We start from the raw sequence: 26,370 nt of genomic DNA on the forward strand, positions 1-26,370 counted from the left end.
CTATTTAGGCTCTTTCAGCCAGTCCTTGGCAAATTCGACCGTATCGAGACCGGCAAATCGGCGCACTCTGTCCAACTCGGAATCCAGTCGTCGCGTGCGCGCATCCGACCAGCGTATCGCGTGCTCCGGCCAGAGGGCTTTGACGCGCAGAATGCCTTCGTCGCGATGGGCTTTCATGTCGATCCGGCCAATCAGCTTGTCGCCTTCCAGCAGCGGAAAAACATAGTAGCCATAGGTCCGCTTGGGCTCGGGCACGAAGACCTCGATCCGGTAGTGAAAACCAAACAGCCGCTCGGCCCGGTTCCGGTCTCTCAGCATCGGATCGAACGGGCTGAGAACCCGGATGCGGCCTGTTGGTGCGGGCAGGTCGCTCAGACCATCGGTCAGATCGGGGCGGGCAAACAGTTTGCGCAGGCGCCCGTCGACGCAAGCGACCTCGACCTCCTCTAGTGCGCCTGATTGCAACCCTTGGGCGCACCAGGTCTTAGCCTCAGCCGCGCTAACGGTATCCCAAAACGCGGCCAGCTCACCCGAAGTGGCAAAGCCAAGCCGGTCCAGTGCCGCATTGCACAGCCAATCAACCGTTGCCTCGGCGTCACAGATTAGCTGACCGGGGCAGAGATGCGTTTCGATCACCCGTTCGGTCAGATCATAGCGTTTCTGAAACCCCTCACGCCCGACAACGGTCAGCGCGCCCGAGCGCCACAGATACTCAAGCGCGGTCTTGGACGGGTGCCAGTCCCACCACCCGCCCGAGCCCTTCTTTTCATCCTTCCCCACGTCGGACGAAGACACAGGTCCATGATCGCGGATGTGGTTCAGAACCGTTTCGAACTGCTGCTCAAACCCATCCCGACGCCAGTTCTTCCACTGCGACCTCAGCAGATCCGCATCGCGCCGAAACCGCAGATGCCAATGCGCGTAATACTCCATCGGAATGACGGCGGCATCGTGGGTCCAGTGTTCGAATAGCGCCCGGTCCCGCTCATACAAGCGCTTGAGGTTACCGCTGCGATAGCTGGGCCTGCGCGAGAACAGGATCATGTCATGCGCGCGTGCCACCGTATTGATGCTGTCGAGTTGAACGAAGCCCAGCCTTTGGATCAAATCCAGCAGATCGGTGCCCTTGGACCCTCCCGAAGGTGTCTCGGCCAGCGCATGGCGATCCATGAAGATCGCCCGCGCCGTGCGGTTGTCCAGCTGTTTCAGCGCCACGATATCAGCGCCGTTTCAGCGTATCCCCAAAGTTGACCTTGGGGGTCAGAGTCACGCGGGTCTCGATCTCGGCATTTGGATCGTCAAGCTGCGTGGCAATGATCTTGGCTGCTTGCTGTCCGATCTCGAGTCGGCAGGCATCCATCGTCGCCAGTTTGCGGGGCAGGCCCTGCAGCAGTTCAACATTGTTGAACCCCGCCAAGCCGATCTGACCGGGAATGTCGATGCCTTGCTCTAGCAGATACAACAGACCACCCGCGCCGATCATATCGTTGGAATAATACAGAAAATCCAGATCGGGCGAGCGTTCCAGCATGGCCTGCGTCATCTCGCGCCCTTTGGCCAGAGCGGAGCCGCCGGAATAGAACTCCCGATCCTCGATCTCGATTCCGTGCTTGCCCATAACCTCGGTGAAGCCTTCGAACCGTTTTCGCGCCCTGTGATCCAGAGGCATCTTGGTGCCCATGAAGCCGATATGCTCATAGCCTGCTTTGAGGATCGCCTGCGCCATTTCGCGCCCGGCGCGACGATGAGAGATCCCGACCATCGCATCAACCGGCTTGCCGTCGGTATCCATGATCTCAACCACAGGAATTCCGGCCGAATCCAGCATCGCCCGCGCCGCGTCGGTATGCTCCAGCCCGGCAATGATCACCCCTGAGGGCCGCCAGGAGAGCATTTCATACAGCACTCTTTCCTCTTTCTCAGGCAGGTAGTCGGTGACGCCGACCACAGGCTGCAGATCGGTGTCTTCCAGTACCTGATTGATGCCGGTCAGAACCTCGGGAAAGACCATATTGGACAGGGATGGAATGATCACCGCCACCAGGTTGACCCGGCTAGAGGCCAGCGCGCCCGCGATCTTGTTGGGCACGTAGCCCAGTTCCTTCGCAGCGGCCAAAACGCGGGTGCGCGTCGCATCCGACACATCGCCCCGATTGCGCAGGACCCGGCTGACCGTCATCTCGGATACCCCAGAGGCCTCAGAGACATCGCGAAGGGTAAGCGGGCGTTTTGTTTCTGTGTTCACTGAGGGCACCTGCGTTGTTGTTTTATCCGATGCTAGCGTAAACACCCTGCGGTTTACAACTGTTCAGCAATCCCAGAGCAAACCCCATGACAAGCCGAAAAAACGCAGGTAGAGAGGGCTTCGCACGGCCCCGTGGCTCAACTGGATAGAGCAGCCCCCTCCTAAGGGGCAGGTTGCAGGTTCGAATCCTGCCGGGGTCGCCACTGCAGATTCCGGAAATGCCTTCATTCAACGGTGAAAACCTGATCTTAAGGTCGGTGTTAGCGCGATGGCATTTTCCTCAAGCAAAGGTTTGAAATCTGGGTTAGAAATCAAACACGATGTCAATGACTGGCATTGCGCAATACACAGGTACCTTCTTGCCCAGCGGACTAGCCCCTGCCGAACTGATCGCAATCCTTGTCGCCGTGACCGACAACCAGCCGCGTGTTATGACCTTGCTGGGGGGTGAGGCGCTGCCATCGGGGCCGTTCGAATCCTCTCATCGCAGCCTGCAGAGCAGCCTGCGCGCTTGGATCGAGGCGCAGACCGGTCATCCTGTGGGGTATCTTGAGCAACTCTATACCTTTGCGGACAGGGATCGCGACCCTCGGTCCGGGGATGTAGAAACCTCGCAGCGGATCTCGATCAGCTATCTAGGGCTGGTGCGCGAACAGGATGCAGCCGGGGCAGGGCGCCCGTCTTGGCGCAGTTGGTACCGGTACTTCCCGTGGGAAGATCATCGCGACAGCATCCCCGAGGAAGTGCCGCGTATCGCCGATCGCCTGACGGCTTGGGCTGGGGCGGATCCGCTCAAGGCTCAGCGTGTCGACTATCTGTTCGGTCTGAATGGTAAGACGTGGAACGAGGAACTGGTTCTGCAGCGCTACGAGTTGATGTATGAGGCCGGTCTGGTCGATGTGCCCGAGTTCGGCCTGCCCATGGCGGGAGACAACCGCCGCATCCTTGCCACTGGCATTTCGCGGCTACGGGCCAAGATCAAATACTCTCCGGTCGTGTTCGAGCTAATGCCCGAAAGCTTTACCCTGCTTCAATTGCAGCGCACGGTCGAGGCGCTGTCGGGCCTGCACTTGCACAAACCCAATTTCCGCCGCCAGATCGACCAGCAGGAACTTGTTGAAGAAACAGGCGAAATCTCGAGCGGCACCGGCGGCCGCCCGGCGCGTCTGTTCCGATATCGGCCTGCTATTCTTGAGGCCCGCATGCTGTCGGGCGCAAGGCTGCCTCTGTCCAAGTCCTGAGTTGCGCTTGACATAATCTCGAATCGAGAATAATCACATCTCAAATGTACTCGAATCGAGTATAATTGGAGGAGCCAATGAAAGATTTCCGCCTGCCAGAGTTGTACGATCGGGTTAAGCAAGTCATTCCGCCAGCCGAATGGATGCAGTACGAAGAGGATCTGGAAGCCATCCTCGACCTGAAGCAGCAGAAGAATGCCGTCATCCTTGCGCACAATTACCAAACGCCCGAGATCTTTCACGGCGTGGCCGATATCGTAGGCGACAGCCTTGCCTTGGCGCGCGAAGCCGTTGAGGTCGACGCTGATGTCATCGTGCTGGCGGGCGTGCATTTCATGGCCGAAACTGCCAAGCTGCTGAACCCTGAAAAAACCGTGCTGATCCCGGATATGGGGGCGGGATGTTCGCTGGCAGATTCTATCACGCCCGAAGATATCGCGCTGTTGCGCGAAGCGCATCCGGGTGTGCCGGTGATCACCTATGTCAACACATCGGCCGCGGTGAAGGCCGCCTCAGATATCTGCTGCACCTCGGGTAACGCGGTGAAAGTGGTGGAATCCCTCGGGGTACCGCGCGTGTTGATGATACCGGATGAATACCTCGCCAAGAACGTCGCCAAAGAAACCGAAGTCGAACTGATCGCATGGCACGGGCATTGCGAGGTGCATGAGCTGTTCACCCCAGACGACATTCGGGCGATGCGCGAGGCATGGCCGGGTGTCACGGTGCTGGCCCACCCGGAATGTCCCCCCGAGGTCGTGGCCGAGGCGGATTTCTCAGGCTCTACCGCCGTGATGTCGGACTTCGTCGGCGACAAGAAACCGGCAAGGGTTTGCCTTCTGACCGAATGCTCCATGAGCGACAATGTGGCACTGAACCACCCGGATGTGGAATTCGTGCGCCCGTGCAACCTCTGCCCCCACATGAAGCGCATCAGTCTGCGCAAAATCCGCGAAGCGCTGGAATTGGGTCGCCACGAAGTTACCGTCGATCCGGCCATCGCTGACGATGCGCGCCGTTCGGTCGAGCGGATGCTGGCCGTGAAATGATCCGGCTTGAGGGGCTCCACGACCGGATCGCCATCATCGGTGGCGGTATCGCAGGGCTGGTGGCCGCACTGGAACTGGCGCCGCAGCCTGTGGTGCTGATCACTCGCGCCGGGCTGGGGCAGGAATGCTCAAGCGCTTGGGCGCAAGGGGGGATTGCAGCCGCGCTTGGCGCCGATGACGATCCTGCCCGGCATCTGGCCGATACGCTCCGGGCCGGAGATGGGCTGTGTGATGCAACTGTCGCCTCGGGCATCCTGTCGGAGGCCGCCGAGGCGATCGCTGTGCTTGAGCGATACGGCGTCCGCTTCGACAGGGCGCAGGACGGCACTTTTGCCTTGGCGCGCGAGGCCGCGCATTCCCGCCGCCGCATTCTGCATGTTGGCGGCGACCGGACCGGGGCCGAGATCATGTCTGCTCTGACCCGCGCGGTGCAGCATTGCCCGTCGATCACCTGCCTGACGGGGGTTGAGGCCCGACGGCTTGTGACCGCAGACGGGTGCGTTGCCGGTGTTCATCTGCAAGCGATGGGTCAAGCGGCGGTGTTGCGGACCGCTCAGGTCATCATGGCGACAGGTGGCTGCGGGGGGTTGTTCGACGCCAGCACCAACCCGTCCGGCAATTTCGGGCAGGGTTTGGCGATGGCCGTACGTGCAGGCGCAGCTTTGCGCGATATGGAATTCGTGCAATTTCACCCGACCGCGCTGGCTACTGACCAGGCACCTTTGGCCCTGATCAGCGAGGCGGTGCGGGGCGAGGGGGCAGCTCTGATCGACCAGAAAGGCAAGCGGTTCATGTTGCATATCGCGAATGCCGAACTGGCCCCGCGAGATGTGGTGGCCCGCGCGGTGCATCAGGTCATCGCAGGCGGAGGGCGCGTGTTTCTTGACGCCCGCGCTTCGCTAGGCGCGGGCTTTGCCAAACGTTTTCCTGGCATTCAGGCCCTATGCGCAGCGCATGGCATCGACCCCGCGCGTGACCCGATTCCAATACGTCCGGCTGCGCACTATCACATGGGTGGCATTGCCGTTAACCAGACCGGCCAGAGCACGCTACCCAGATTGTGGGCGATCGGTGAATGTGCGGCGACCGGTTTGCACGGGGCCAATCGCCTTGCCAGTAACTCTCTGCTTGAGGCTGTTGTGATGGCGCGCCGCGCCGCCAGCGATGTTGCCGCCAGCACGATGCGAGCCCGGGCCTTTGTCCCCAACCCCGCTGCACTGCCTGATCCTGATCTTGCGACTGTCCGACCGACAATGTCGCAGCATCTGGGTGTGATCCGACATGGCGCTGGGCTACGGAACGCGATCTCGAACCTGTTGCCGCTGGTTCAGTCATGCGGACCGGCATCAGACCCGGCCCTCGTGGCGCTTGCAATCGCGGTTTTTGCCGAACAGCGTCGGGGCTCCTGCGGCGGGCACTATCGTAGCGACTTCCCTGAACCAGAGATTAGTCCGCGTTCAAACCTGATGACCCTGACCGAAATCCTGTCGCATGCGCATTCGGTCAACCAAGAACCCCAGCTGAGGACAGCCTGACCCATGACCGCCATGCCCCTTACCCCGCTGCCGCGCACGATGCTCGAGCCGATGATCCGCCGCGCGCTGGATGAAGATCTTGGTCTGGCGGGCGATGTCACCTCTGCCGCCGTCATTCCGCCGGATCACCAATCCGAAGTCGTCGCGAGCGCCCGTCAACCCGGTTGCATCGCCGGTCTGGACTGTGCGGAACTGGCTTGCGCCTTGGTTGATCCGTCCATCACGGTGACTCGCCATGTGAACGACGGAGACTCGGTTTCGCGCGGCACTGAAATCGCAACACTTCAGGGGCCGTCCCGCAGCCTGTTGATCGCTGAACGAACCGCGCTCAATTTCATGGGCCACCTCTCGGGCATTGCCAGTGTGACCTCTGATCTGGTGCGCCGTGTCGAAGGCACGCATGCCTCGATCGCTTGTACCCGCAAAACAACCCCGGGTCTGCGCGCGCTGGAAAAATATGCCGTGCGCGCTGGCGGAGGCATGAATCACCGCTATTCCCTAAGCGACGCGGTGCTCATCAAGGACAACCACATCGCCATTGCTGGAGGCGTCGGTCCAGCCCTGACCAGTGCAAAACAAACGGTCGGCCATATGGTCAAGATCGAGATCGAGGTCGATACGCTCGCGCAGTTGGAGCAGGTTTTGGAAATTGGTGCAGATGCTGTGCTGCTCGACAATATGACCCCGGCCACCTTGCGCGAAGCAGTGGGTATGATTGATGGGAGAGCCATTGCCGAAGCCTCCGGCGGGATCACACCCGACACCGTGCGCGTCGTGGCTGAAACCGGGGTCGATCTGATTTCCATGGGCTGGATCACCCACAGTGCACCCTGCCTTGATATCGGCTTGGATTTCGTCGCCAGTTACCCCAAAAAACACTGGTCGTAAAAGACTGTACACTGCGGCCTTCGCCGACCTGGGAGGTAAGCATCCTTGATACCTGGAATACAAGTAATCACAGAGTCGAAGGTCTAGTAGAATTTAACGGGACCTAATCTCGCTCATTCAGAGAGGGAGGTCATCCTCACAAGATGCTTTCCAGGTAGGTCAACGGCTTGAATATGTGGGTGATACCAGTGTTCGTCCAGTTGCTTAGAAACTATTTGCTCTCCGGACTTTGCGACCGCTGCTGATCTTGTCCGTAGCTAGAACTATTTTTTCCGGTGGTATAGTTGTGATCGAGGTCTTTCGGGACCCATCGTGTGAAGTACAAGACCCCTGCTTTCTCAAATGAGAATGGGACGGTTTTGTTCTCCAGCATGTACTAAGCCTTTGGTCAGCTCCAGTTAAAGCCGAAGGGAAACAATATCTTACTTGCTGGAAGTGGTGCCCGGGGGCGGCATCACTCTCTTACATAAAATCAATAGCTTAACAAGAAGTGGGACACGAGAACTTCCCACATGATTCCACAAGAATTCGCAGAAAATGTCCCACTTATTTCGTGTTCAAGCCTGTCGTTTGGCACGACTTAAGGCTCGTGCAAGTACGGCTTCGTCTTGCAGGAGAGCGGTTTCTTCTGCCTCCAATCTTTCGAACAGCGGTAGGTACTGTGGGCCATCCCTTTCAATGATTGCGGCAAGGATGTCTAACGCATCTCGGATTTGCTCGAGCTTATTCAAGTGAGACCTCCACCTTTACTGTAAACCGGGACAGCTTGTCCCTTAATGTTGTGAGAGATACCCCCGCCATACGTCCCGTGTTCGAAAGAATGCTTGCAAAAGCCAAGCAAGACGCAACATCAGAGCGGCGCATCTGCATAACTTCTGCCAAAATGGATAGGGCATTTAGGGACCTTGCCGCAGCCGACGCTGCGATCTCCAACCCAACCAACCCGAATGTCATTTGGCTATTACCCGACTTATCAACGAACCCCCTAGATCCCAAAGATGCGATCGACAATTACCATACGTGAAGAACGCTAGACTGTATCAACATGCTGCCTACGGCAGCGCCGTAATCATGTGGGAAAGTCGTGAGATCTAACCAATTTCGGCTTGTGCAGGCATTCAAAACAACAACTTATCAGCTCACCATCCAATCGAATTGAACTCCTGAAGACAAGCATCGCCGTAGGGACGTTCGATTTGGCGAGCATGCATCACCAGGCCGAGCACATGATTACGGATACCGAACGGTGTAGCATTCCCATTGTGAAGACAATGGATAGCCGGTCCGTGCTTTCGAAGGTGATAAAGGTGCTGCCGAAGTCTCTGCTTGAATTCGCGGGTTAGTCTTGGTTCTTCACCATCAACTAGTAGCCCTAAAACAACCTTTCGCGCGCCCGGCGAGGAAACGGTAGTTTTTGCTACATTCGGGGAAAATCCATTCTCTGAAACTATTTTGCTTATTTCGCCCAATATCGGCCGCACATCCGCGCGATCAATTTTTTTGGAGGTCGAGAATGTTAGGTCATCTGCGTAGCGTGTGTAGGTAAATCTGCGCGCGTCTGCGAGATTTGAAAGTGCTTTGTCAAGATCCCGAGCAGCTAGATTGGCGACTCTGGGGCTAGTGGGCGCTCCTTGTGGAAGATGCCCCATAAAAGCGTTAGTGTATTCACTGATTTCTCGGGCCTGCCAAGGAGAGTGGTAGCGTTGATGGTATTTGCGGCTTGTGCGGTTTCCCACCCGCGTACAGAGCCGAGCCAACTCAAAAGCTACCAGTGGTTCGTAACCGATGTCGTCAAAAACTCGGTAAACCTGACGTTCAGTAATACTCTCAAAAAAATTCTTGATATCCATCTTAATCAGCCAGCGCGCTCCGCAGTGCGGTGCAGCGGCTTCAAGTACGGAGTTTCCGCGAGAAAACGCTACGCTAGCAGGGTGTGGTGGAACGTGTTCCAGCACGTTGACGTTCAACCAACGCTGCAAGTCCATTAGCCAAGGGGACGGTACAACGATAGTTCGAAACCGTAGCTTTTCGTTTGGTAATGGGCGTTTTCTAATACGAAAAACGCTGTATGGCTCGGGGTCTTCGCGCCGAACAAGGCGTCTCAGTCGATAATAAGGGGTATCGGTGAGGTGTCCAAGATGTCTGAGCGAGAGAATAGGCTCGACACCGGGAGACCGGATCAAAACGTGCGACGCAACTGTAACTGCATGTGAAACAACATTTTGTTCACAACCGGCTTTGCCTGCTGCCGCTTTAAATCGTTGAGGCCGCCAAGCAGTCATTTGCTTTGACTCCGCAAGGATGGGGAGGATAGCGCCGTGCAGAAAGGCCGCGCATCGTCGCACGGCGCTATCCACGTCAGCGCGGCAAGGAAGCTATTCCGCAGGCACGCAGATTCTGCTGCCCATAAAACCCGTTCTTTCGACCGGATTTCGGCGTCGGCTCTTGCAGCCGACATCATCCAAATTTCCTTCTTGGTGGCCTCAACGATTTTGGACAATAGAACTCAGCGTTGGTTTTGGGAAGAGGCCGGGATGGCTCTTTGTGTGAGCGCAGATACGTTAGAGCTTCATAGGCCTTCTTTGTCAGCCGCAGGTTTGCGTCAAGGTAACCGTCTCTCCTAGCTTCCACTACATTTTGCTCTACTTCCGAAAAAGTTAAGCCGGTTCGAGCTGACACGGCGAGAGTACTGCGAGTTGATCTCTTTAAAGCAGAGAGAACTAGCATTCTATTTTGTTCCTGCTCACATATGCCTGCAAATCGAGGCGCTGCAGCCAGACGTTTCTCCCTTAACCTATGCAGCGCTTGTTCGATTTCTTTCGATCGAGCAGCTTCTTTACGTGCAGCGCCCAACAAAGAAGAAGAGCGCCGGGGAAACAGAGGGGTCCAGCGTGTAGTTTTAGTGTGCAAGATCAATGGCGCGTTATTGGGAATTCCATGATCAAAGACGATTAAAGCGCCAGCATCTCCGTAGCCCAATGCGGTACGGTCATCGGAAAGCTTTCTTGGACCATAGCGATCGCATACTTCGGAGATGCTACGGCTGTCTTCTGTGGCAAGATTTGCGATGGTTGGACAGCCACGATGCAGATGAACTAAAGGTTTGGACCTGTGTTTTTTGACGTCCTCAACTCCCGACAGTGTTCCTGAGTATGCTGCAACCTCGAAACGAATGTGGTGAGAAGAATACCAGCTCTTGAAGGACCGAACCTTCCATGCAGCTTCGAGGTTGTCTGATGCACGCTTTCCGGAACCTATGAAATCGGTGACCACTACGAACGAACGCACTTTTCTCTTTCTGATCATGTCCGGTCCCGGGTGATCTAGGAACTTCGAAGGGGTTGCACGAACAAGACCAGTAATCAGCGTTGCAATAATTCCTTCGCTTCCCGTTTCACGCGCGTAAGCCCTGCCGGGCGGGACAGGAGCCGGGCCATGACCTTCGGCTCGCCTTGGACGACTTCGGCTCTCCTTGAACATCCGGTTGGGGCCGCTTTTGGGGTGCCTACGGATATGTCGTTCTGCATACAACGCTATTGGTCCGGAACTCTTTTTGGCAATCTCTGAAATAACTGCTCGCAGCCCGGAAGTGAGTTCGTCCGCGCTAACGGTCAAAAGTTCTGACAACAGCTTTGCGCAGGTAGGTTGATCTTCGAGGTCAAACTGGCCGAGCCATTCGACAACTCTTGGACTAGTGAGGTCAATTGGCATTGCAGAAGGGCTTTTTCAGATTTACATAGAACAACTTAGGCGCAAAGCGCAAAAATTTTATTTCTTAAGACTGAAGGAAAGCCAGCCAGAATGCAATTCAAACTGGCATTAGAATGACTCAAAAAACGCTGTAACGCGAGCACACCCGTCAAACACCCGAAGTGAACGTAAATTCGAACTCTATGCACGTGGCTCGCGGCGTGCTGTTTCTGGCGGAGGAACACGGTGTCTTTTGGTATCAATACGTCAAGATGGATCACGAAGCCATTAAAGCCCTCGGTGACGTAGGAGCAACCTATTCGACCGCTTAGGATTGCGCTTATTCTCCCGAAAACAAGGTTTCCAGTTCCACCATAGCATTTTGGATGGACTCTTCGGTCAGACACAGTTTCGCGATCTTCGGACGCCACTCATCGTTGTTTTCGATGTAGTCAAGGACGGCAGACGCTGTTGGTTGCACGCCTTCTTGCTGTAGCGCCAGCGCCGTGTAGTCGATAGTGGCGAGGGTTTCCCAGATGTCGTTGGCTTTGTACTTGAACCGGTCTCGGACCCATGCAGCAGCAGGCGCGAACCCGTATTTTTCGATCCACTCATCCATTTCGCCAGAGGCGCTGCCTATCGCATTCCCTTCGCCGTAATTTCCACGAGCACGTTTGATCCATTGTTTGTCGGTGGCGACCTTGATACCGCCGGAGTAGCGCATGGAAGGGTTGTACGGGCCAGCAGCCTTCCGCAGGTAGGTTTCATCCAAGGCGCTCTCCCCCAGATAGCGTCGGGCGAAATAGACCGCCTTCTGCAGCCGGAAGTTCCCCAAAGGCTGCCCGTTGTCCTCATGGAACGCCTGCACGATTGCTCCGACGAGCGTCGCTTCCTTGAAAGGGGTGTCGATTGATGTTGTCGGCGCGCTGGGCATGTTTACGACGGTCGTTTCCGTTGCGTTAGACAGCGGGTCCGGCTCGGCGGCAGATTTCTCGAATACCTGATGAAGCATCGCTGGGATTAGAGCTTCAACGTCATTTACGGTCGATATACGTACTTTTCGGAGACGTTCCACTTGATTGCACAGCTCAACAAAATGTTCTTGCACACCAATGTCAGGGATCGGGACTCGGATGTGTTCGGCCTTCTTAATTCCGAGAGTGCGGTTCCGCCCGGCACCACCCGGAGAAGCTTCGCCAACCTGCTGTAGCCCTTCCGCAGTCAGCAGATAGAACCGCAGAAATTCTGCATGTGCGAGTTTGGCCTTCGGTACGCATGTCAAAAAGCGGTGCGAACCAACGCGTCCATGGTCCGGGAAACCCGGAACTGCAATCGCGCCTTCCCACGCAAAAACGATGTTGAACAACAGGTCACCCTGATGAATTTCAAACAGTCGTTTGTTTCCTACGTCAGCTCCTGAAAGGGTTGGTTTGTGGAATGTCCCTTTTCCAAAGGACCGGACACCAAGCTCAGGATATTCACCGTCAATCTCAACCTCAACTGGTCGGCGAATTAGTGGGGCGACCTCGGCCAATGCCATGTTTTCAACGCCATCCGTGATTTCTACGAAAGCGTTGAGTAACATCGCTCGGGTGTCGTTTTCTATCGCCTCAAGCTGATCCTGCCGCCTGCGAAGCTGTTGCTCCACGCTATCCAGACGCTCCACCAAGACCCGTTGTTCGTCCAACGGCGGAAGTGGAATTGTGAGGTTCAGAAATTTGCTTTCGTTCAGTCGTACACGGTTTGTCGATCCCTTGCTTGCCTGCCTGCACAAAGAAACGAAGGTCTCTGTACGTGAAAACCACGCCAAAAACCGTGGATCAAGAAGATCGCCATTCACCTTGAAACATGGGAAATCGTTACTGACTACCGCGCCTGAAAGCTTTGCCGGTACGAGACCGAAAGCTCCATGACGTGCGTCTATCTTTGAGATTAGAAAATCATCGGTATGCACTGGTACTTGGCTGACAGCAGCAATGTCCGATCCGTCGCGTACACCTCGTAGCGTAAGCCCTTTTCCCCACAAACGAACGGTAATCTGTCTGTACTCGGATCCCGGCTCAATCGGTATGCGCTCGCGCCTTTGCTCCAGTAAATCGGCGAGTTTAACCTGAGGCCAAGCCATTAGCCCATCTCCGACAGAGTACGCTTGATGTCCTTCAGAATGGAAAAGACAGCTTGCTCTTTTTCTTCGATGCTCGCGATAATCTCCGTTGGTGTCCGATGGTCAGCCACGCCGCCAGAGTTCGGATTCTTTATGTCCAGATTGCAGGCCATTACCCTGCCTGCATCGTCAGTCTTAACGATATTCGGGCCTTGAACTTTCCACGCCCTTTCATTCTCCTGTCTGTCTCTCCACCAGTCTAGGCAGGGCTGTAGCTCGTCATAGGTTAGCGGGGCTGTTTTTGAGTATTTTTTCCGGCCCTCGGGCTTGGGCTGCTCATAGAACCAGATGTCATCGGTCTTTTTCTCCGTGTCGAAAAAGATGATGTTGGTTGCGATGTCTGTATATGGCGCGAAGACCCCTTCCGGGAGGCGGACAACTGTATGCAGGTTGAAGTTCTTCAGGAGATCGGCCTTTATGCGGGCCGCAATACCGTCACCGAACAAAACCCCATGTGGGACGACGACAGCAGCGCGACCTTTCCCTTTGCGCTTCAGTTTTCGCATGATGAGTTGCAGGAACAGCAATGCCGTCTCCGCCGTGCGGCGGTCTTCCGGGAAGTTGTTTAGGATTCCGGTCTCTTCCTCACCACCGAACGGCGGGTTTGTCAGAATGACATTAACGCGGTCGCGGTCACCAATCTCCGAAAGCCGGACTGTGAGCGAGTTTCCGGGGGTGATTTTGGGTGCTTCTAGCCCGTGCAGGAGAAGGTTCATCTGAACAAGCAGGAATGGCAGCGGCTTCGCCTCCCCACCGAAAATGCTTGATGATTGAAGCACCTCCCGCTTTTCGACCGTGTCGGCTTGCTTGGCCATGTGCTCATAGGTTTCGGTCAAAAATCCGCCCGTGCCGCACGCTGGATCAAGTATCGTTTCACCCAATTGCGGATCTGTCACTTCAACCATGAAGCGGACAATCGGACGTGGAGTATAGAACTCGCCAGAATCCCCGGCGGCGTCACGCATCTCGCGCAGCAGCGTCTCATACAGACGACCCAGAGTGTGGATTTCCTCCGAGGAGTCAAAGTGAATGCCGTCAACCAGATTGATGACATCACGCAGCAGGTACCCGCTTTCCATGCGGTTCGAAAGGCCACGGAAGACAGTTGCGATTACATCTTTTCGGCCCCGCATTCCGTTCTCTCCACGGAGATTCCGAAGATAGGCAAACAATCCTGGTCCAATGCTGCCATCAGGGCGCGTGGTTTTTTCTAGTGTTAGGAAGTCGATCAGGTCAGGGCCGGTGATACCACCTTCATCAGCGGCCCAGTCACGCCAGCGATACGGAGCTTCAATCGCCCCGCGGTACGTCTTCCCTGCAATATCCGCTCGTTCTTCTTCGATATGCTCCATGTCGTCCAAAAACTTCAGGAACATAATCCAAGTCAGCATTGGAAGGCGGTCGATATCGCCGCTCAATCCCTTGTCTTTGCGCATGATCTTGCGAGCAGACTTGATGATACTGTCGAGTCTCTGGGCGGTGGTTAGGGGTTTGTTTGGTCGGCGTGCCAAGTCTTTTCACTTTCTTATGCGCCGTACAGGCGTTTTTGCAGTTCATTTACGGACTCCCGCATGGCCTTACCACCACCAAATCGGGCGGCGATCTCGACAACGTTCCCCCAGCTATTGAAAGGGGGGATTTCGAGAACGTCCGGCATCTTGAATTGAGCGGTCCCGTGCTCCGCGTATTTTTCAACGAGGGCGTCAAGGACTTGCCGCGCACCATCTCCGTGTTTCTCGAAGAATTCTGACTCATCACGCTTTAGTCTCTCAGCCCGCTCCCTCCGCGTTCTGAGGGGAGCGTTGTAGGCGAGGTGACATAACAAATCGAAAGGGTCGGCTTCTGGCTTCCCTACGGCCTCTCCGAGAGCCTGTGCGTCGATACCTTTATGTTCAAGTTGTACGATTATTTCGGCACGCCGGGAGGGGTCCAGCCAGTCCTTCCGGAGTTCTGATGCGTTGGGGTAAAGGGTGCGAACCTTGTCCCCCGTATAGTCGGTTAGTTGACGGCAGGCGAGTTGCCTGCCTTCGGAGTCCAATTCATAGACAAGTTGCCGGATTATTTCGACAGTACCACCATCAAAGTAGAATTTGCGTGGCAGGATCGGTTCGTCGTTGTTCGGAAGTGCGTCCACAACTTGATCGATGTCCGTCGTACTGGTCTCGTCAATGGAACTGGTTTGGTCTGTGACATCTGTTTCCGAAACCACTTCGCCTTCTGCGTCGATAGCCTGCTCTCGCTCTCGAACCGGCTCGCCATCGAAGGAAGGGTCCGCGAACTTCTCAGTGGCGGTTCCTGTATAATCGATGATGTTGAAGGCGAGCTTACCGTAGTCTGGTCTAAGTCGAGTGCCCCGGCCTATAATTTGCTTGAATTCAGGCATCGATCCGACAACACGAGCGAGAACCACGTTCTTACAAGTCGGTGCATCTACTCCTGTGGTCAGAAGTTGCGACGTAGTCAGGATGACCGGTGAATCCTGATCTATGTCCTGAAACTTGGCTCGGTGGGCCGAACCAATATCGCCTTCATCAGAGGTGACGCGGCAAACGTAGTCTGGGTGTTCTTTGACTAGATCAGCGTTCAATCGCGCCAAGGCATTTCGCATCTCAAGGGCATGTTCTTGGTTGACGCAGAAAACGATGGTTTTCGCCATCCGATCGGTTTGATGAAGAAACGAAGTCAGATGAGAAGCAAATGCTTCGGTTCGGGCGCGCAACGCGACTACGCGTTCGAAATCACGAGTCCCATATTGGGCATCGGGGATTTCTCGCCCAAAGCGGTCGAGTTCGCCCTGAGATGGGCGCCAACCTGCTGCATCAAAGTCGGAGATGACGCGGTGAACGCGATAAGGGGCCAAGAACCCGTCTGAGATACCTTGAGCTAAGCTGTACTCGTAGACCGGGTCGCCAAAGTATTCATATGTATCCGCATTGTCTTCGCGCTTAGGGGTAGCGGTCATGCCAATTTGATAGGCAGGTTCGAACCACTCGAGAATCTGACGCCAGTTGCTGTCATCGCGGGCGCTCCCCCGATGGCATTCATCCACGACTATGAGGTCAAAGAAGTCCTTGGCGTACTCTTTGAATAAACCCTCTCTGGATTCATCTCCGGCGATTGCCTGATAAATGGCAAAGTAGATATCTCGCCCCTTGCTGATCTCACCACCCGAGATTTTGAAGCGGGCATCGCCGAACGCGGAAAAATCCTTGTCCTTGGGGTCATCGACCAAAACATTGCGATCGGCCAAGAACAGCACCTTTGGCTTCCTGTGTTTTCCCTTGGGGTTCCACCCGCCATTCCAGAGCTTCCACGTGATCTGAAATGCCACTGCGGTTTTCCCTGCCCCGGTGCAAAGGGTCAGCAGAACGCGTTTCTCTTCCTGCAGTATGGCCTGCACAGCTCGATTTACCGCTATTTCTTGGTAGTAACGAAGCGGTTTTTCCTTGTCAGGGAAGGTCGGTGCAAGGAGCTGTTCCTTCACCGTCTCATCCAATCGTTCCGAACGCGTCAGACGCTGCCAGAGTTCGTTTGGGGTTGGAAAGGTAGATAACTCTCGCTCGACGCCAGTCGTGTAATCAACTTCGATGATTTCCCGCCCGTTGGTCGCATAGGCAAACTTCAAGCCCAAAATTTCGGCATATTCTTTCGCCTGTTGTAGACCGTCTCCCGCGTGTTTGTACTTGGACTTAGCCTCCACCACTGCAATCGGAAAATCGGGTCGATAACGAAGAATGAAGTCCGCTCGCTTTTGACGCCCACGACGTGCTTTCCCTCCAACGAAGATAATTCGACCGTCGGTGAAGGTCCTTTGCTCATTGATTGCATAGGGAGACTGGTCCCATCCAGACTCCACAAGCCTCGGAATAATTTCCTTTCGACAGGTATCGGCTTCACTATCCAAAATAGGGAACTCCCACGATTTGCTTATTGATTAGAATTCCCGCCCGCGCGCGATGAGAGTGAACACTTAAACTCGCACAATAAGCAAGTGTGGAAGTCGGGATTTCGGGATGATCCGACCGGGTTTTGAATCAAAATACGCAGCGGGCTAGTAGCGCTTTCAAGCGGTCGGTTGAACGAAGAACCGCGTCAGCGGTTTTTTGTCTCGTGGTGGGCAAGTCAAAGTCCTATAGAATGACCTGATCCAACCAACGGAACGAATGGGACCCAAAGGGGGTATCAGTCGTTTGTAATATAAAAAATATTAAAATTGTTAGCGAACAGTAAACACGTGGAAGATGATTTATTCTCCGTGAGACAGCTTAAGGCGGCGCGAGCGTTGATCGGTTGGTCTCAAGAAGACCTGGCTGTGGCATCTGGTGTTTCTCTGCCAACTATCGCGCGGTTAGAAGCCCAGGACACCGAGGTGTTGGGTGGGCGTGCCGTCACAATCCAAGCAATCCGCTCCGCCCTTCAAGCGGCGAACATTGATTTCATAGGGTCCACCGGTGGGGGTCGCGGCGTTCGACTGGTGCGCCGAAGCTAGACTTGCCTTTTCCACTTCCACGCCCCCGCTCCCCCGAACCACAAAATCCAGGGCATTGTAGGGAGTTAGCGCTTGGAGAAAGTCGCGAATTGCACAGTATGATTGACGCAGAATGACATAATGCAGGGATCAACAGGGAACCACAGGGAGGAACTAGGGAGGTCGAATTTGGGGCGAGAACTCAGCATTATTGTTTAAATACAAGTAGTTATGGTTATTCTTGTTATATATAGGGAGTTAGGGAGGATATTACCTACCCCCCACGCAAGAAACAGGCAATTTGACCAATAATACTTAGCCCCAATAGAAACCGCTCCCTAACTCCCTGAGCGGCTTTTTCGAAGCAGCGTCGGGTGGAAATCCACTCAATAATCTAGTTTTGGGTCCTTCTAGCGATGTGCAACGTGGGTATATTCGCACCACGTTACTCTGGCCGACGAGCAATTTTGGGCAAGTGGGCTTTTCGATTGGGGTTGTTGTTAAAGCCCTAGTATTACTTTGGCCCAAGCAGGTCCTTGAGATTAAGGTCCACTTTAACCGACATTACACGAGAAATTTTAGCTATCAGCCCTTCGCTTGGTCTGATGTTCACCACTTTCCGAACGGCACGGCCTTCGTCTGTCAATTCCGTGCTGAATTCTCCTTCGATAGCGTATCCGTTCGCTTTAAGTGCCTCTACTATCCCAAAAAGCTCATCGACATCCGGCACAATTGCGTTTTCTGACAATTGATGCCCTTGCGTTTGAGCAAGCGCAAACCCGTCAAGAACCTCCCTATCTGTTGCCATTCCTCTGTCGATCAAACCGAGCGCTAGGCTATCCGCAGGAGGGAAAAAATATTGATAGATATCAAGGTCACGCAATCGCGCTTGAATTTCATCAATGTGTTTATTTTGATGGAATAAATCCCAATCAGACTCAGTCAATTCATAAGTTGGCACCGGGCATATACCTTGTTCCCGGTCTCCGGCGAGATTGTCCATGTTCGAAAACTGAGTGAGTAGATCCGTGGCAGTTTGTATGAAATTGCTGTCTTTGGGTTTTGCTACCTTAGACCAGTCCAGGAAACCAAATTGCTCTACCAAGTTTAGGATGTGCGTTTTCGCAGGAAGCGAACTTAGGTATACGGACATAATTAGCTGAGAGGCAGGTTCACCAAACAGCTCTGTGAACATGTCCTCCTTTTTATCCTCCTCTTCTTGGAGGATAGAGGCAACCTGCAACAGTTTGGAAACGTCGATTGTTCCTTCTTCTGTGAAGAACATTTTCTTCGCAGCGTAGGCTAGGTCAATCGCTAGGGGTCGAGCAACGATCACCTTCATTCCCGGCATTGTAGCCTGAACATCGCCCCTCATTAGTGCCGATACTCGCGGGTTGTACTCGCCTGACACTAGAACGACGCGCTTGCCCTTGTCATCTACACCAATAGCTTCAACCGGATGTACCAGACCGCTAGCGCCGGTAATTTCTTTGGCTTCGCGGTATTCAGTATCCAATGCGCTGCAAAACGCTCCCCAGATAGGAGGTTTTTCTTCTTTGTCCTCGCTCATAAAACCTCTTGATAGTTCGCTTCAAATTTTTGCTTCTTGAGATTTGTACCGGCACCTTAAAGCTGTATCGGTGTTTGTCGAGATCGCGATTTCAGGATCGCATCGCTTTCCCACCTCTAACGGTTTTGGGGAGAGGGTTGCACGCACATAGGGGCGCGGGGAAACCAGAGTTCAACGTCTGTAACGACGGCGCATGTTACGTCCGATTCTAATTCGTATGCCTCGCTCCTGCAGTTCTCGTTGCATCAGAACTGCAAACCTGGTTTCCCAACCATCGGTGTGAATGATGCGATCAAATTGACTCGTTCTTTGCTTAAGAAGTTCATTTCGGGGTTTCTGAGACAACTCTTCCCAGTTCTCGTATAGCACGTATAAGGCATTCCCGTATTTCAGGTTTTCAAACACAACGAGATCATCTGAGTATTTAGCACCAATATAGTGGTCGTTTCCTCCAAGACCGCGCATGTACTCTGTCGGCTGGAATTGTTCAAACAGCTGCAGTCGCTCACGAACTGTCTCTTCCGGCACGGGCCTCCGACCGCGTGACAACTCCGAGACTGCTGCTTCAAGATCGCCTGGTGGGAAAAGCTCCCAGTTCAAGCTGCTGGTAAACACAAACTCCGGGTTTTCTGCAGAAACAACACCGGACACTCCAGTGTTCTCTTGTAGCAGATTCACTGCGAACAACAGGTCGTTGTCGAAGTCAGGGGTGTCGCGAAGCAAAACTTCGTCAACAGAGAACACGACACCGAATGAACCATCCGGTCGAACCTCCTGAACTCTGGCCTCGATATGAAACAAGAACGGTGGAAACTCGTCCCGCTCATATACCTCTCGAGGAATAGCTACCGTTGACCAGCCATAGCGAGCACCATCACCAAAATTCTGAATATCGTGATAAAAGTACTTTGTGAATTTGGGCAGGTCTTTTCTAACTTGGACCCAGCCTTCAACGTTGCGTTTTGACCGCGTTCCCATAGTCGATGGTGGAAGCACTTCCCACGAGTTGACAGGGATCAGTCTCTCCTCAGTTAATCCCAGATGATCATACAGCCCCGCGTCGACCTCTTCAGGTGTAATGATCTTCCCCGCCAAAACCTTAATGTTCTCGCCTTCAATGTTCGCCAAATCGGCTCTCAGCTTGGCTGGAATTGACCGGAAACTCTTCTTCCACTTTCCCATAAATTCTTTCCTTAAGAAATTCTCCTAACGCCACCATAGCGAATGTAAATTTTACTTCCATCAACTTAGAAGCACTTCGCACAACAAATGAACTACGTGCCTCACCGCACAGTTTGCATCGGTCTCCAGCCGAATAAAATATACATGTTCTCAATATATTTTCTGACGTCGCTTCTTCGAGGAAGACGATAGCTACACTGATCGTTGCACGATCTGTCGGAGCGGCTCGTTCACTGCTCTTTAAGCCTTTGTACACCTGCTGGCATCAACAAGCTAACAACTTAGGGAGCCAAAGGTGACCTGCTCGAAGCAATCGTACTCTCTACCGACAAAATTGGCCCGCGAGGTCGGCCATGCGGGCATAGAAACTCAAGAGGCATTGGACATCCTGCGAGACACCCCAGACAAAGTTGAGGCGGCGGTGACGTGCGGCCCCGACGCCCTGGTCGTTTACCGACTCGACCCTAACGGGGCGCGGGGGATCGTCAGTAACAAAGATGCAAAGCTGCGGCGCTTTGTGGCCGCCGCCGAACAAGACAACGCCCCGTTGTTTGGCTTCTGCCCGGCGGTTGTCGCTGAGTTTGCTGCACACATAAATATGGGTGTCGCATCCTTGAGAAACGATGCGTGACCGATGTTGCACCAGCGTTTCAAAGATCAGAAAACCCCCGCATTTGGCCCCGAGATTTCGGCCGATGCGAAGTTGGAAGAAGGCGACCGTTTAGTCCGCCTATCATTCTCAAGCGAAATTCCGGTCCTGCGAAATACCGAGATGGGACCGGCATATGAGGTTCTGGGACACGAACCGAGCGAGGTTGACCTGGTGAGGCTCAACAGCGGTTCTGCCCCTGTCCTCAAAGATCACCGGCGTGATGTCGACTCGATGGTTGGGACGGTTGTTTCCGCCCAGATCGAGGACCGCCGGGGCCGCGCAGTTGTTCGGCTGGCAGACACCAAAGAAGGCAACTCAATGCTATCCCGTATCGAGGCGGGCGAAGTGCAATCGGTGTCGGTGGGTTACGCCGTCCATGAGTTGAAACCGGCGGGCGAACCCAACGGTTATGTTCCAACTGCCGTATTGGCTGGCCGTAACCTGGTCACAACCACAAACGCCTCGTCGCTGATCGGAACCCAGCAGATGCACGACGCATTTATTGAGGTATTGAAACCCCAGGTCCGCGTGATGGAATTGGGCGCAACCGTTCTGCCCGGTCTGGTAGAAAACGTATCCATCCCCCGGCAGACGGCCGGATGTTCGGCCGAGTGGATTGAAGAAAATGCAGAGGCAACCGAATCCACACCTGGCTTCGATGCAGTCACGCTGACAATGCACCAGCTTTCAGCCAACACCCGGATTTCCCGCCGCCAACTTAAGCAAAGTCTACCCGCCGTGGATCAAAGACTATCTAACGATCTGCGCGCCCAAATCGCGGTAGCTTTGGACAAAGCTGCAATTGCGGGGAGCGGGGTAGCCGAACAACCAACGGGTATCTTGAACCAAACCGGCATCGGCTCTGTTGAATTGGGGGCCGATGGCGACCTCGTGACCTGGGCAAAGCTCATGGAACTTGTGAGCAAGGTAGAGTCGGCGAACGTCGATCCGGCGACTTTGGGCTTCCTGAGCAATCTCAAAGTCAAAGGCTACCTCATGTCCACTCCGCGCATCGCTGGCACTGACACAATGATGTTGGACCCTGATGCGGCAGCGACTGCAGAGGACTTGCGTCTGGCTGGATACAAAGCCCGGTTCTCCGGCAACGTACCATCCGATCTAACTAAGGGCAGCGGAACCGACTTGTCGGCCGTAATCTTTGGCGCCTGGGAGGATTTTCTGATTGGCCAATGGGGAGGCATTGACCTCATAGTGGACGATGCGACCGAGGCCGCGAAAGGGAATGTCCGGCTGGTGGCTCATTCCGAATGGGACATTGCCGCCCGCCATGCAGAATCGTTCGCGGCAATCCAGGATATACAGACCCCGTAACCGCCTCTGAACGAACTTCCTGCCCCTTCAACGTCTACTCTGTTGGGGCAGGCCACTCTGCGTCAAACATGCTGAGGTCCACATGCTTCAATCAGCCTCAAGTCAAAGTGCTGGCCTTGTCCCGCTTCCAACACGACGCGGCCTCTCAAGGGTGGAATCCGCCGAGTACATTGGTGTCGGCGCGTCTAAGTTTGACGCAATGGTGGCTGACGGTCGAATGCCGAAACCCAAGAAAATTGACGGCAGAAGGGTGTGGGACGTCCGTTTACTGGACATTTCATTTGAGGCTTTACCTGGTGGTGAGGACGCGGACTATAATCCTTGGGATGATTAAATGACCGAGGAGCAAATGAAATTTCGATTGAAATATGTTGTCGAGGATACAGATCGGCACGGCAATGTGCGGCTTTATTACCGTCGCCATGGTCGAAAGATTCGACTACGCGGCCCAGCCGGTTCACCTGAATTCCTGGCAGACTATCGAGAGGCAGCAGCAGGGCTTTCTGAACGCAAAGATAAAAGCCTTGAGGTTGGAAAGGTAATCCCGCGCAGCGTTCGCTGGCTATGTGTTCAGTATTTCAAAAGCGCAATGTTCAAAGAGTTGGACCCACGCACTCAAAAGGTGCGTCGTGCAATCTTGGAACGCTTCTGCAAGCACAAGAACGACGGGGACAAACCTTTTGCTCTGCTACAGCCCAGACACGTCCGTATTCGACGCGATGAAATGTCAGACCGCCCAGAGGCCGCAAACAGCATGGTCAAGGCATTGCGACAGCTTTATCGGTTCGCGCTGCGATACGACCACCACGACGACAATCCGGCGGACAAGGTGGAATATCTAAAAGGTAACGCTGATGGCTTCCACTCCTGGACGCTGGACGAAATCGAAAAGTACGAGGAGGCATATCCCGTCGGTACGACCGCGCGCCTGGCTTTAGCCCTCGCCCTGTACACTGGACAACGACGCTCTGACCTGGTGCAGTTTGGTAAGCAACACATCCGCGACGGTTGGTTAGTCTTTACGCAGCACAAAGGGCGAAATCGCAATCCTGTGCGAATGGAAATTCCAATCATTCCTGAGTTGCAATGCGTCATAGATCAAACACCGACCGGCGATTTGACCTTCCTAGTAACGGCCTTCAATCGCCCTTTCACTTCGAACGGATTCGGGAATCGGTTTCGTAAGTGGTGCGATGATGCGGGCTTGCCGCAATGCTCCGTCCACGGACTGCGCAAGGCTGCGGCAGCGCGGTTGGCTGAGCTAGGTTGTACCGAACAAGAGATCATGGCGATCACCGGACACCGCACCAGCAAAGAGGTAACGCGATACACACGCGCAGCGAGTCAGAAGACACGTGCGCAGAGCGCATTGGAACGACTGTCCGGCAGCAAGAAACCGAGTTGATTCAATTCCAGATTTTCTGGCCTGGCCCTTCTGAGCCAGGAAACTGAAAGCCCATACTGGTCACAGTGTTGATAACCTCCGCAGCAAGCTCTGCGGCATGTCTTTGAGTTTCCAGCAAAAACTGAGTATCGACCGCGCTGTCAAAACGCTGCATGTCTTTCTTTTCAACGTAAAATAGGCGAGAAGCACCGTCGGCATTGGGTGCGCGCCAAGAACCATGGCACAGTGCGTTGCGGAGTCTTGTTGCATTCCTGAGGTCTTTCTCGAAAGCCTCAATGTTAGTGATTGTCGCGTCCGGATTGGTTTCCACAGCCTTAACGTATTCGTTTATTAGTCCTCCCAAGGGATCGGACACTGCTCGCTCTAACGTCTTCCGCCATTTTTCTAGCTCAGCTTCAATCTCTTCTTCCGGATATTGCTTCGTTCCGGTTATCACAAAAATGGCCTTGCCTAAAACTTCCTCCAGGAAACCAAACGTCGCCACCACGCGCCCCAGAGATTCCCAGAACTTCGGCTCATGCCTGTGAGTTGGATAGAACTCAGGAAGGGCGGACTTGTTGACAACGAATTTCATGTGATTGCCTTTGGAAAATCGGTTGGAGTTGGGAACAGAACAAATACAAAAGTGTCCCACTTTCTTGCCCCAAATGGTTCGGTGAGACAATATCTCTAGGTAACATTTTGATATTAAAGGGATATTTTTTTGAATGGTGCCCGGGGGCGGAATCGAACCACCGACACGAGGATTTTCAATCCACTGCTCTACCCCTGAGCTACCCGGGCACGGGAATGGCAATAGCCATTGGGTGGAGGCCTTCTATGACTTGCACCAAGCAGTGTCCAGAGGCTTTTTGATATTTTTTCAGTGCGGACGGCGGGGGATGTCTTCGGGTTCGGAAATCGCGTCCTCGATATCTTCTTCGCGTTGCGAGGGCACGGCGTAGGATCCGTTCAGCCACTTTGCCAAGTCCAGATCCGCACAGCGTTTCGAGCAGAACGGGCGGTATTTGGAAACCGTCTTTTCCTGACAGATCGGGCAGGTCATCGAAGCACCTCGCTTAGAGGGATACGTCCGCGTTTGCGCTGCAGTTCGAAATGGCCCAGTGGTGTCCAGCCCGCGAGCGTCGTTTCGATCCCGTCCGCCTTGAACGCGGCGCGTAGAGCTTGCTCCAGACCGCGACGGTCTTTCTTGGGCATTGGGGCCATGTCGATGGTGATTTGCCCGCCCAGACCGCGCACCCTCAGGGCGCGTGGAAGGGTCTTGGCGCAGGCGAAATTGGCTTTTGTACCGGCTGCGAGCGACGTGTCGGCGCCGGTGTTCACATCCACTGCAACAAGCGCGCGAGTGGGTTCGATGTATAGATGCCCTCCGCCCGGCAGAGGCTCGGCACTGCCACGGGCAATGTCCAGCGCGTCCAGAACGCCGTGGTGTTCGAAACCACCGGCCTCGGTCACGACATCCACCGGGTCGGTCCAGTCTCGCCAGGCCAGGATATGTGGGCCGTCACCCTCGGCCAGGGTTTCAGGCTCGGTGCCCGGATCGTTCAGGACCTGTTCGGCTTGCGTCAGCATGGCGCCGATGTCTTCGGCAATGTCATCCGCATCCGCACCAACGCAGCAGGATCGCAGAATCAGGCCGTAGGCGCTGTCAGCCATGACCTCGTGGGCGATTTCCAGCAGGCGGTCGCGCTCATCCTCATCCTTGATGCTGCGCGAGATGTTCAGGCCCGGAGCCTCGGGCGTGACAATCGCATAGCGGCTTTTGAACAGAACGCGGTCGGTGACCGGAATGGCTTTGCCCGGTTCGGCAAAACCTGTCACCTGCACCAGAAGTAGCGCTCCGGGCGCGAGGCCCTTGACCTGACGCAAAAAGGCGGGCCCGTCTGGAGTGGTGAGGAACATGCCGCCTTGGCCTTTGACCGGGCGATCCGCGCGGGCGCGGTAGATCGTGCCGGGGGGCGGTGCGTCTCCGGCGATCAGAAAATCGTCGAGCTTGCCGTCGACCATCAGCGCGGCTGCTTCGCGGCCCTCGATATGGTCCAGAACGATTGTGCGGCCTTTCATGGCGCCTCTCTGTACAATGGGTAACCGATTGCCTGCAAAAGTGCGGCGGTCTCGGACAGGGGCAGGCCCACGATGCCGGTGAACGATCCGGAAATCCAGGGAATGAACGCCCCGGCGGGACCTTGGATGGCATAACCACCCGCCTTGCCCTGCCAGTCATCTGTCGCAAGATAGGCGTTAACCTCGACATCCGACAAGCGTTTCATCTTGACCTGAGAGACCACGTCGCGCTGCAACATCTGATCGCCGCAGCGCACCGCGACCGAGGTCACGACCCGGTGCCGACGCCCGGACAAGGCGTGCAGAAACTCGGCCGCTTCGCCTGCGTTTTCGGGTTTGCCCAGAATGCGGCGCCCCAGCGCCACCGTGGTATCGGCACACAGGACGATATCCGCCCTATCCGCCTGAACGGCCTGCGCTTTTTCGCGCGCAATTCGGCTGCAATAGGGAACCGGAAGCTCGCCCTTCAAAGGCGTTTCGTCAATGTCAGGAGGGCGCACGGCATCGGGCTGCACGCCAAGCTGCGCCAGCAGGTCCAGCCGCCTTGGGCTGCCCGATCCGAGGATAAACGCCATAAGGTAGAGCGTTACTTGAAGCGGTAGTTGATCCGACCCTTGGTCAGATCGTAAGGGGTCATCTCGACCTGAACTTTGTCGCCGGCCAGAACACGGATGCGGTTCTTGCGCATCTTGCCTGCCGTATGTGCGATGATCTCATGGCCGTTTTCCAGCTCGACCCGAAACGTCGCATTAGGCAGGAGTTCCTTCACGACACCGGGAAATTCGAGCGTATCTTCCTTGGCCATGTTGTCTCCATCATTACGTTGCACTCGCAGAATCTGCGAGGATGTGCGCCTAAATGAGCCTATTTGCCCCTTATTTCAAG

General features: G+C 55.0%; 22 protein-coding genes and 2 tRNA genes. 9 read left to right on the forward strand and 15 right to left on the reverse strand.

Going from position 1 to position 26,370, the window contains the following annotated elements; all coding sequences use genetic code 11:
• Together J7394_RS09835 and J7394_RS09840 are read right to left on the reverse strand one after the other, a co-directional pair.
• Window positions 1–1,215 (reverse strand): DNA glycosylase AlkZ-like family protein, encoded by a 1,215-nt coding sequence (locus tag J7394_RS09835; protein WP_209252685.1) that lies wholly within the window; start codon window positions 1,213–1,215, stop codon window positions 1–3.
• Between the two features lie 4 nt (window positions 1,216–1,219).
• A complete protein-coding gene (locus tag J7394_RS09840) occupies window positions 1,220–2,245 on the reverse strand; it encodes a LacI family DNA-binding transcriptional regulator (RefSeq protein ID WP_209252687.1) in 1,026 nt (341 codons plus the stop codon).
• A gap of 126 nt (window positions 2,246–2,371) precedes the next feature.
• Here J7394_RS09840 and J7394_RS09845 point away from each other — a divergent pair.
• The 5 genes from J7394_RS09845 (at window position 2,372) to nadC (ending at window position 6,958) form a co-directional block, all read left to right on the forward strand.
• Window positions 2,372–2,448: transfer RNA gene (locus J7394_RS09845), tRNA-Arg, on the forward strand.
• Window positions 2,449–2,571: 123 nt separating this feature from the next.
• Window positions 2,572–3,486, forward strand: a complete 915-nt coding sequence (locus J7394_RS09850; RefSeq protein ID WP_209252689.1) for a hypothetical protein — start codon at window positions 2,572–2,574, stop codon at window positions 3,484–3,486.
• Window positions 3,487–3,563: 77 nt separating this feature from the next.
• Window positions 3,564–4,535, forward strand: a complete 972-nt coding sequence (nadA, locus tag J7394_RS09855; RefSeq protein WP_209252691.1) for a quinolinate synthase NadA — start codon at window positions 3,564–3,566, stop codon at window positions 4,533–4,535.
• Window positions 4,532–6,070, forward strand: a complete 1,539-nt coding sequence (locus tag J7394_RS09860) for an L-aspartate oxidase (protein ID WP_209252693.1) — start codon at window positions 4,532–4,534, stop codon at window positions 6,068–6,070. Before nadA ends, J7394_RS09860 begins: the two co-directional genes overlap by 4 nt.
• 3 nt (window positions 6,071–6,073) lie before the next feature.
• The gene (nadC, locus tag J7394_RS09865; RefSeq protein WP_209252695.1) at window positions 6,074–6,958 is read left to right on the forward strand and encodes a carboxylating nicotinate-nucleotide diphosphorylase; all 885 of its coding nucleotides are present in this window, start codon (window positions 6,074–6,076) and stop codon (window positions 6,956–6,958) included.
• A gap of 1,139 nt (window positions 6,959–8,097) precedes the next feature.
• Here the strand turns inward: nadC and J7394_RS09870 are convergent.
• The 5 genes from J7394_RS09870 to hsdR form a co-directional block, all read right to left on the reverse strand.
• Window positions 8,098–9,240, reverse strand: coding sequence for a reverse transcriptase family protein (locus J7394_RS09870; protein ID WP_209252697.1), 1,143 nt, complete (start codon window positions 9,238–9,240; stop codon window positions 8,098–8,100).
• A gap of 175 nt (window positions 9,241–9,415) precedes the next feature.
• Window positions 9,416–10,669 carry a hypothetical protein gene (locus J7394_RS09875; RefSeq protein WP_209252699.1) on the reverse strand — a complete coding sequence of 418 codons (1,254 nt, stop codon included), beginning with the start codon at window positions 10,667–10,669 and terminating at the stop codon, window positions 9,416–9,418.
• Window positions 10,670–10,988: 319 nt separating this feature from the next.
• Entirely contained in the window at window positions 10,989–12,773 is a 1,785-nt protein-coding gene (locus J7394_RS09880) for a restriction endonuclease subunit S (RefSeq protein ID WP_209252701.1), read from the reverse strand.
• Window positions 12,773–14,323, reverse strand: a complete 1,551-nt coding sequence (locus tag J7394_RS09885; protein ID WP_209252703.1) for a class I SAM-dependent DNA methyltransferase — start codon at window positions 14,321–14,323, stop codon at window positions 12,773–12,775. The genes J7394_RS09880 and J7394_RS09885 overlap by 1 nt, the downstream gene beginning before the upstream one ends.
• 14 nt (window positions 14,324–14,337) lie before the next feature.
• Complete coding sequence (hsdR, locus tag J7394_RS09890; protein WP_209252705.1) at window positions 14,338–16,716, reverse strand: EcoAI/FtnUII family type I restriction enzme subunit R; 2,379 nt, start codon at window positions 16,714–16,716, stop codon at window positions 14,338–14,340.
• Window positions 16,717–17,067: 351 nt separating this feature from the next.
• Here hsdR and J7394_RS09895 point away from each other — a divergent pair, with 351 nt between their 5' ends.
• Window positions 17,068–17,301, forward strand: coding sequence for a helix-turn-helix domain-containing protein (locus tag J7394_RS09895; RefSeq protein WP_371811993.1), 234 nt, complete (start codon window positions 17,068–17,070; stop codon window positions 17,299–17,301).
• Between the two features lie 493 nt (window positions 17,302–17,794).
• Here the strand turns inward: J7394_RS09895 and J7394_RS09900 are convergent, their stop codons facing one another.
• A complete protein-coding gene (locus tag J7394_RS09900) occupies window positions 17,795–18,850 on the reverse strand; it encodes a hypothetical protein (protein ID WP_209252709.1) in 1,056 nt (351 codons plus the stop codon).
• 171 nt (window positions 18,851–19,021) lie between these two features.
• Entirely contained in the window at window positions 19,022–20,032 is a 1,011-nt protein-coding gene (locus J7394_RS09905; protein WP_209252711.1) for a hypothetical protein, read from the reverse strand.
• Window positions 20,033–20,327: 295 nt separating this feature from the next.
• On the opposite strand from J7394_RS09905, the gene J7394_RS09910 reads away from it, so the two are divergent.
• The 3 genes from J7394_RS09910 to J7394_RS09920 all read left to right on the forward strand — a co-directional run bounded on the left by J7394_RS09910 (window position 20,328) and on the right by J7394_RS09920 (window position 23,421).
• Complete coding sequence (locus J7394_RS09910) at window positions 20,328–20,663, forward strand: hypothetical protein (RefSeq protein WP_209252713.1); 336 nt, start codon at window positions 20,328–20,330, stop codon at window positions 20,661–20,663.
• A gap of 3 nt (window positions 20,664–20,666) precedes the next feature.
• Window positions 20,667–22,016, forward strand: a complete 1,350-nt coding sequence (locus J7394_RS09915) for a phage major capsid protein (protein ID WP_209252716.1) — start codon at window positions 20,667–20,669, stop codon at window positions 22,014–22,016.
• Between the two features lie 334 nt (window positions 22,017–22,350).
• Window positions 22,351–23,421 (forward strand): tyrosine-type recombinase/integrase, encoded by a 1,071-nt coding sequence (locus J7394_RS09920; RefSeq protein ID WP_209252718.1) that lies wholly within the window; start codon window positions 22,351–22,353, stop codon window positions 23,419–23,421.
• Between the two features lies 1 nt (window position 23,422).
• On the opposite strand, the gene J7394_RS09925 is transcribed toward J7394_RS09920, so the two are convergent.
• From J7394_RS09925 to infA, 6 genes are all read right to left on the reverse strand, one after another.
• Window positions 23,423–23,995: a hypothetical protein gene (locus tag J7394_RS09925; RefSeq protein ID WP_209252720.1), complete on the reverse strand. Its 573-nt coding sequence runs from the start codon at window positions 23,993–23,995 to the stop codon at window positions 23,423–23,425.
• Between the two features lie 134 nt (window positions 23,996–24,129).
• Window positions 24,130–24,204 (reverse strand) — tRNA-Phe (locus J7394_RS09930).
• A 79-nt stretch (window positions 24,205–24,283) separates the two neighbouring features.
• A complete protein-coding gene (locus J7394_RS09935; protein ID WP_170462961.1) occupies window positions 24,284–24,466 on the reverse strand; it encodes a DNA gyrase inhibitor YacG in 183 nt (60 codons plus the stop codon).
• Window positions 24,463–25,485 carry a ribonuclease E/G gene (locus tag J7394_RS09940; RefSeq protein WP_209252722.1) on the reverse strand — a complete coding sequence of 341 codons (1,023 nt, stop codon included), beginning with the start codon at window positions 25,483–25,485 and terminating at the stop codon, window positions 24,463–24,465. Before J7394_RS09940 ends, J7394_RS09935 begins: the two co-directional genes overlap by 4 nt.
• On the reverse strand, window positions 25,482–26,060 hold the full coding sequence (locus J7394_RS09945; RefSeq protein ID WP_209252724.1) for a nucleoside triphosphate pyrophosphatase: 579 nt from the start codon (window positions 26,058–26,060) through the stop codon (window positions 25,482–25,484). The genes J7394_RS09940 and J7394_RS09945 overlap by 4 nt, the downstream gene beginning before the upstream one ends.
• 11 nt (window positions 26,061–26,071) lie before the next feature.
• Window positions 26,072–26,290 carry a translation initiation factor IF-1 gene (gene infA / locus J7394_RS09950; protein ID WP_005978431.1) on the reverse strand — a complete coding sequence of 73 codons (219 nt, stop codon included), beginning with the start codon at window positions 26,288–26,290 and terminating at the stop codon, window positions 26,072–26,074.
• Window positions 26,291–26,370: the final 80 nt, after the last annotated feature.

The sequence above is a fragment of the Ruegeria sp. R13_0 genome (assembly GCF_017743995.1).
Classification (GTDB): Bacteria; Pseudomonadota; Alphaproteobacteria; order Rhodobacterales; family Rhodobacteraceae; genus Ruegeria.

Excerpts from the sequence above, each read along its gene's own strand:
- J7394_RS09850 (WP_209252689.1), top strand. The coding sequence starts at position 2,572 with ATGACTGGCATTGCGCAATACACAGGTACCTTCTTGCCCAGCGGACTA.
- nadC (WP_209252695.1), top strand. The coding sequence starts at position 6,074 with ATGACCGCCATGCCCCTTACCCCGCTGCCGCGCACGATGCTCGAGCCG.
- J7394_RS09945 (WP_209252724.1), bottom strand. The coding sequence starts at position 26,060 with ATGGCGTTTATCCTCGGATCGGGCAGCCCAAGGCGGCTGGACCTGCTG.
- nadA (WP_209252691.1), top strand. The coding sequence starts at position 3,564 with ATGAAAGATTTCCGCCTGCCAGAGTTGTACGATCGGGTTAAGCAAGTC.
- J7394_RS09940 (WP_209252722.1), bottom strand. The coding sequence starts at position 25,485 with ATGAAAGGCCGCACAATCGTTCTGGACCATATCGAGGGCCGCGAAGCA.
- J7394_RS09915 (WP_209252716.1), top strand. The coding sequence starts at position 20,667 with ATGTTGCACCAGCGTTTCAAAGATCAGAAAACCCCCGCATTTGGCCCC.
- J7394_RS09900 (WP_209252709.1), bottom strand. The coding sequence starts at position 18,850 with ATGAGCGAGGACAAAGAAGAAAAACCTCCTATCTGGGGAGCGTTTTGC.
- J7394_RS09875 (WP_209252699.1), bottom strand. The coding sequence starts at position 10,669 with ATGCCAATTGACCTCACTAGTCCAAGAGTTGTCGAATGGCTCGGCCAG.
- J7394_RS09920 (WP_209252718.1), top strand. The coding sequence starts at position 22,351 with ATGACCGAGGAGCAAATGAAATTTCGATTGAAATATGTTGTCGAGGAT.
- J7394_RS09935 (WP_170462961.1), bottom strand. The coding sequence starts at position 24,466 with ATGACCTGCCCGATCTGTCAGGAAAAGACGGTTTCCAAATACCGCCCG.
- J7394_RS09925 (WP_209252720.1), bottom strand. The coding sequence starts at position 23,995 with ATGAAATTCGTTGTCAACAAGTCCGCCCTTCCTGAGTTCTATCCAACT.
- J7394_RS09905 (WP_209252711.1), bottom strand. The coding sequence starts at position 20,032 with ATGGGAAAGTGGAAGAAGAGTTTCCGGTCAATTCCAGCCAAGCTGAGA.
- J7394_RS09880 (WP_209252701.1), bottom strand. The coding sequence starts at position 12,773 with ATGGCTTGGCCTCAGGTTAAACTCGCCGATTTACTGGAGCAAAGGCGC.
- J7394_RS09860 (WP_209252693.1), top strand. The coding sequence starts at position 4,532 with ATGATCCGGCTTGAGGGGCTCCACGACCGGATCGCCATCATCGGTGGC.
- infA (WP_005978431.1), bottom strand. The coding sequence starts at position 26,290 with ATGGCCAAGGAAGATACGCTCGAATTTCCCGGTGTCGTGAAGGAACTC.
- J7394_RS09870 (WP_209252697.1), bottom strand. The coding sequence starts at position 9,240 with ATGACTGCTTGGCGGCCTCAACGATTTAAAGCGGCAGCAGGCAAAGCC.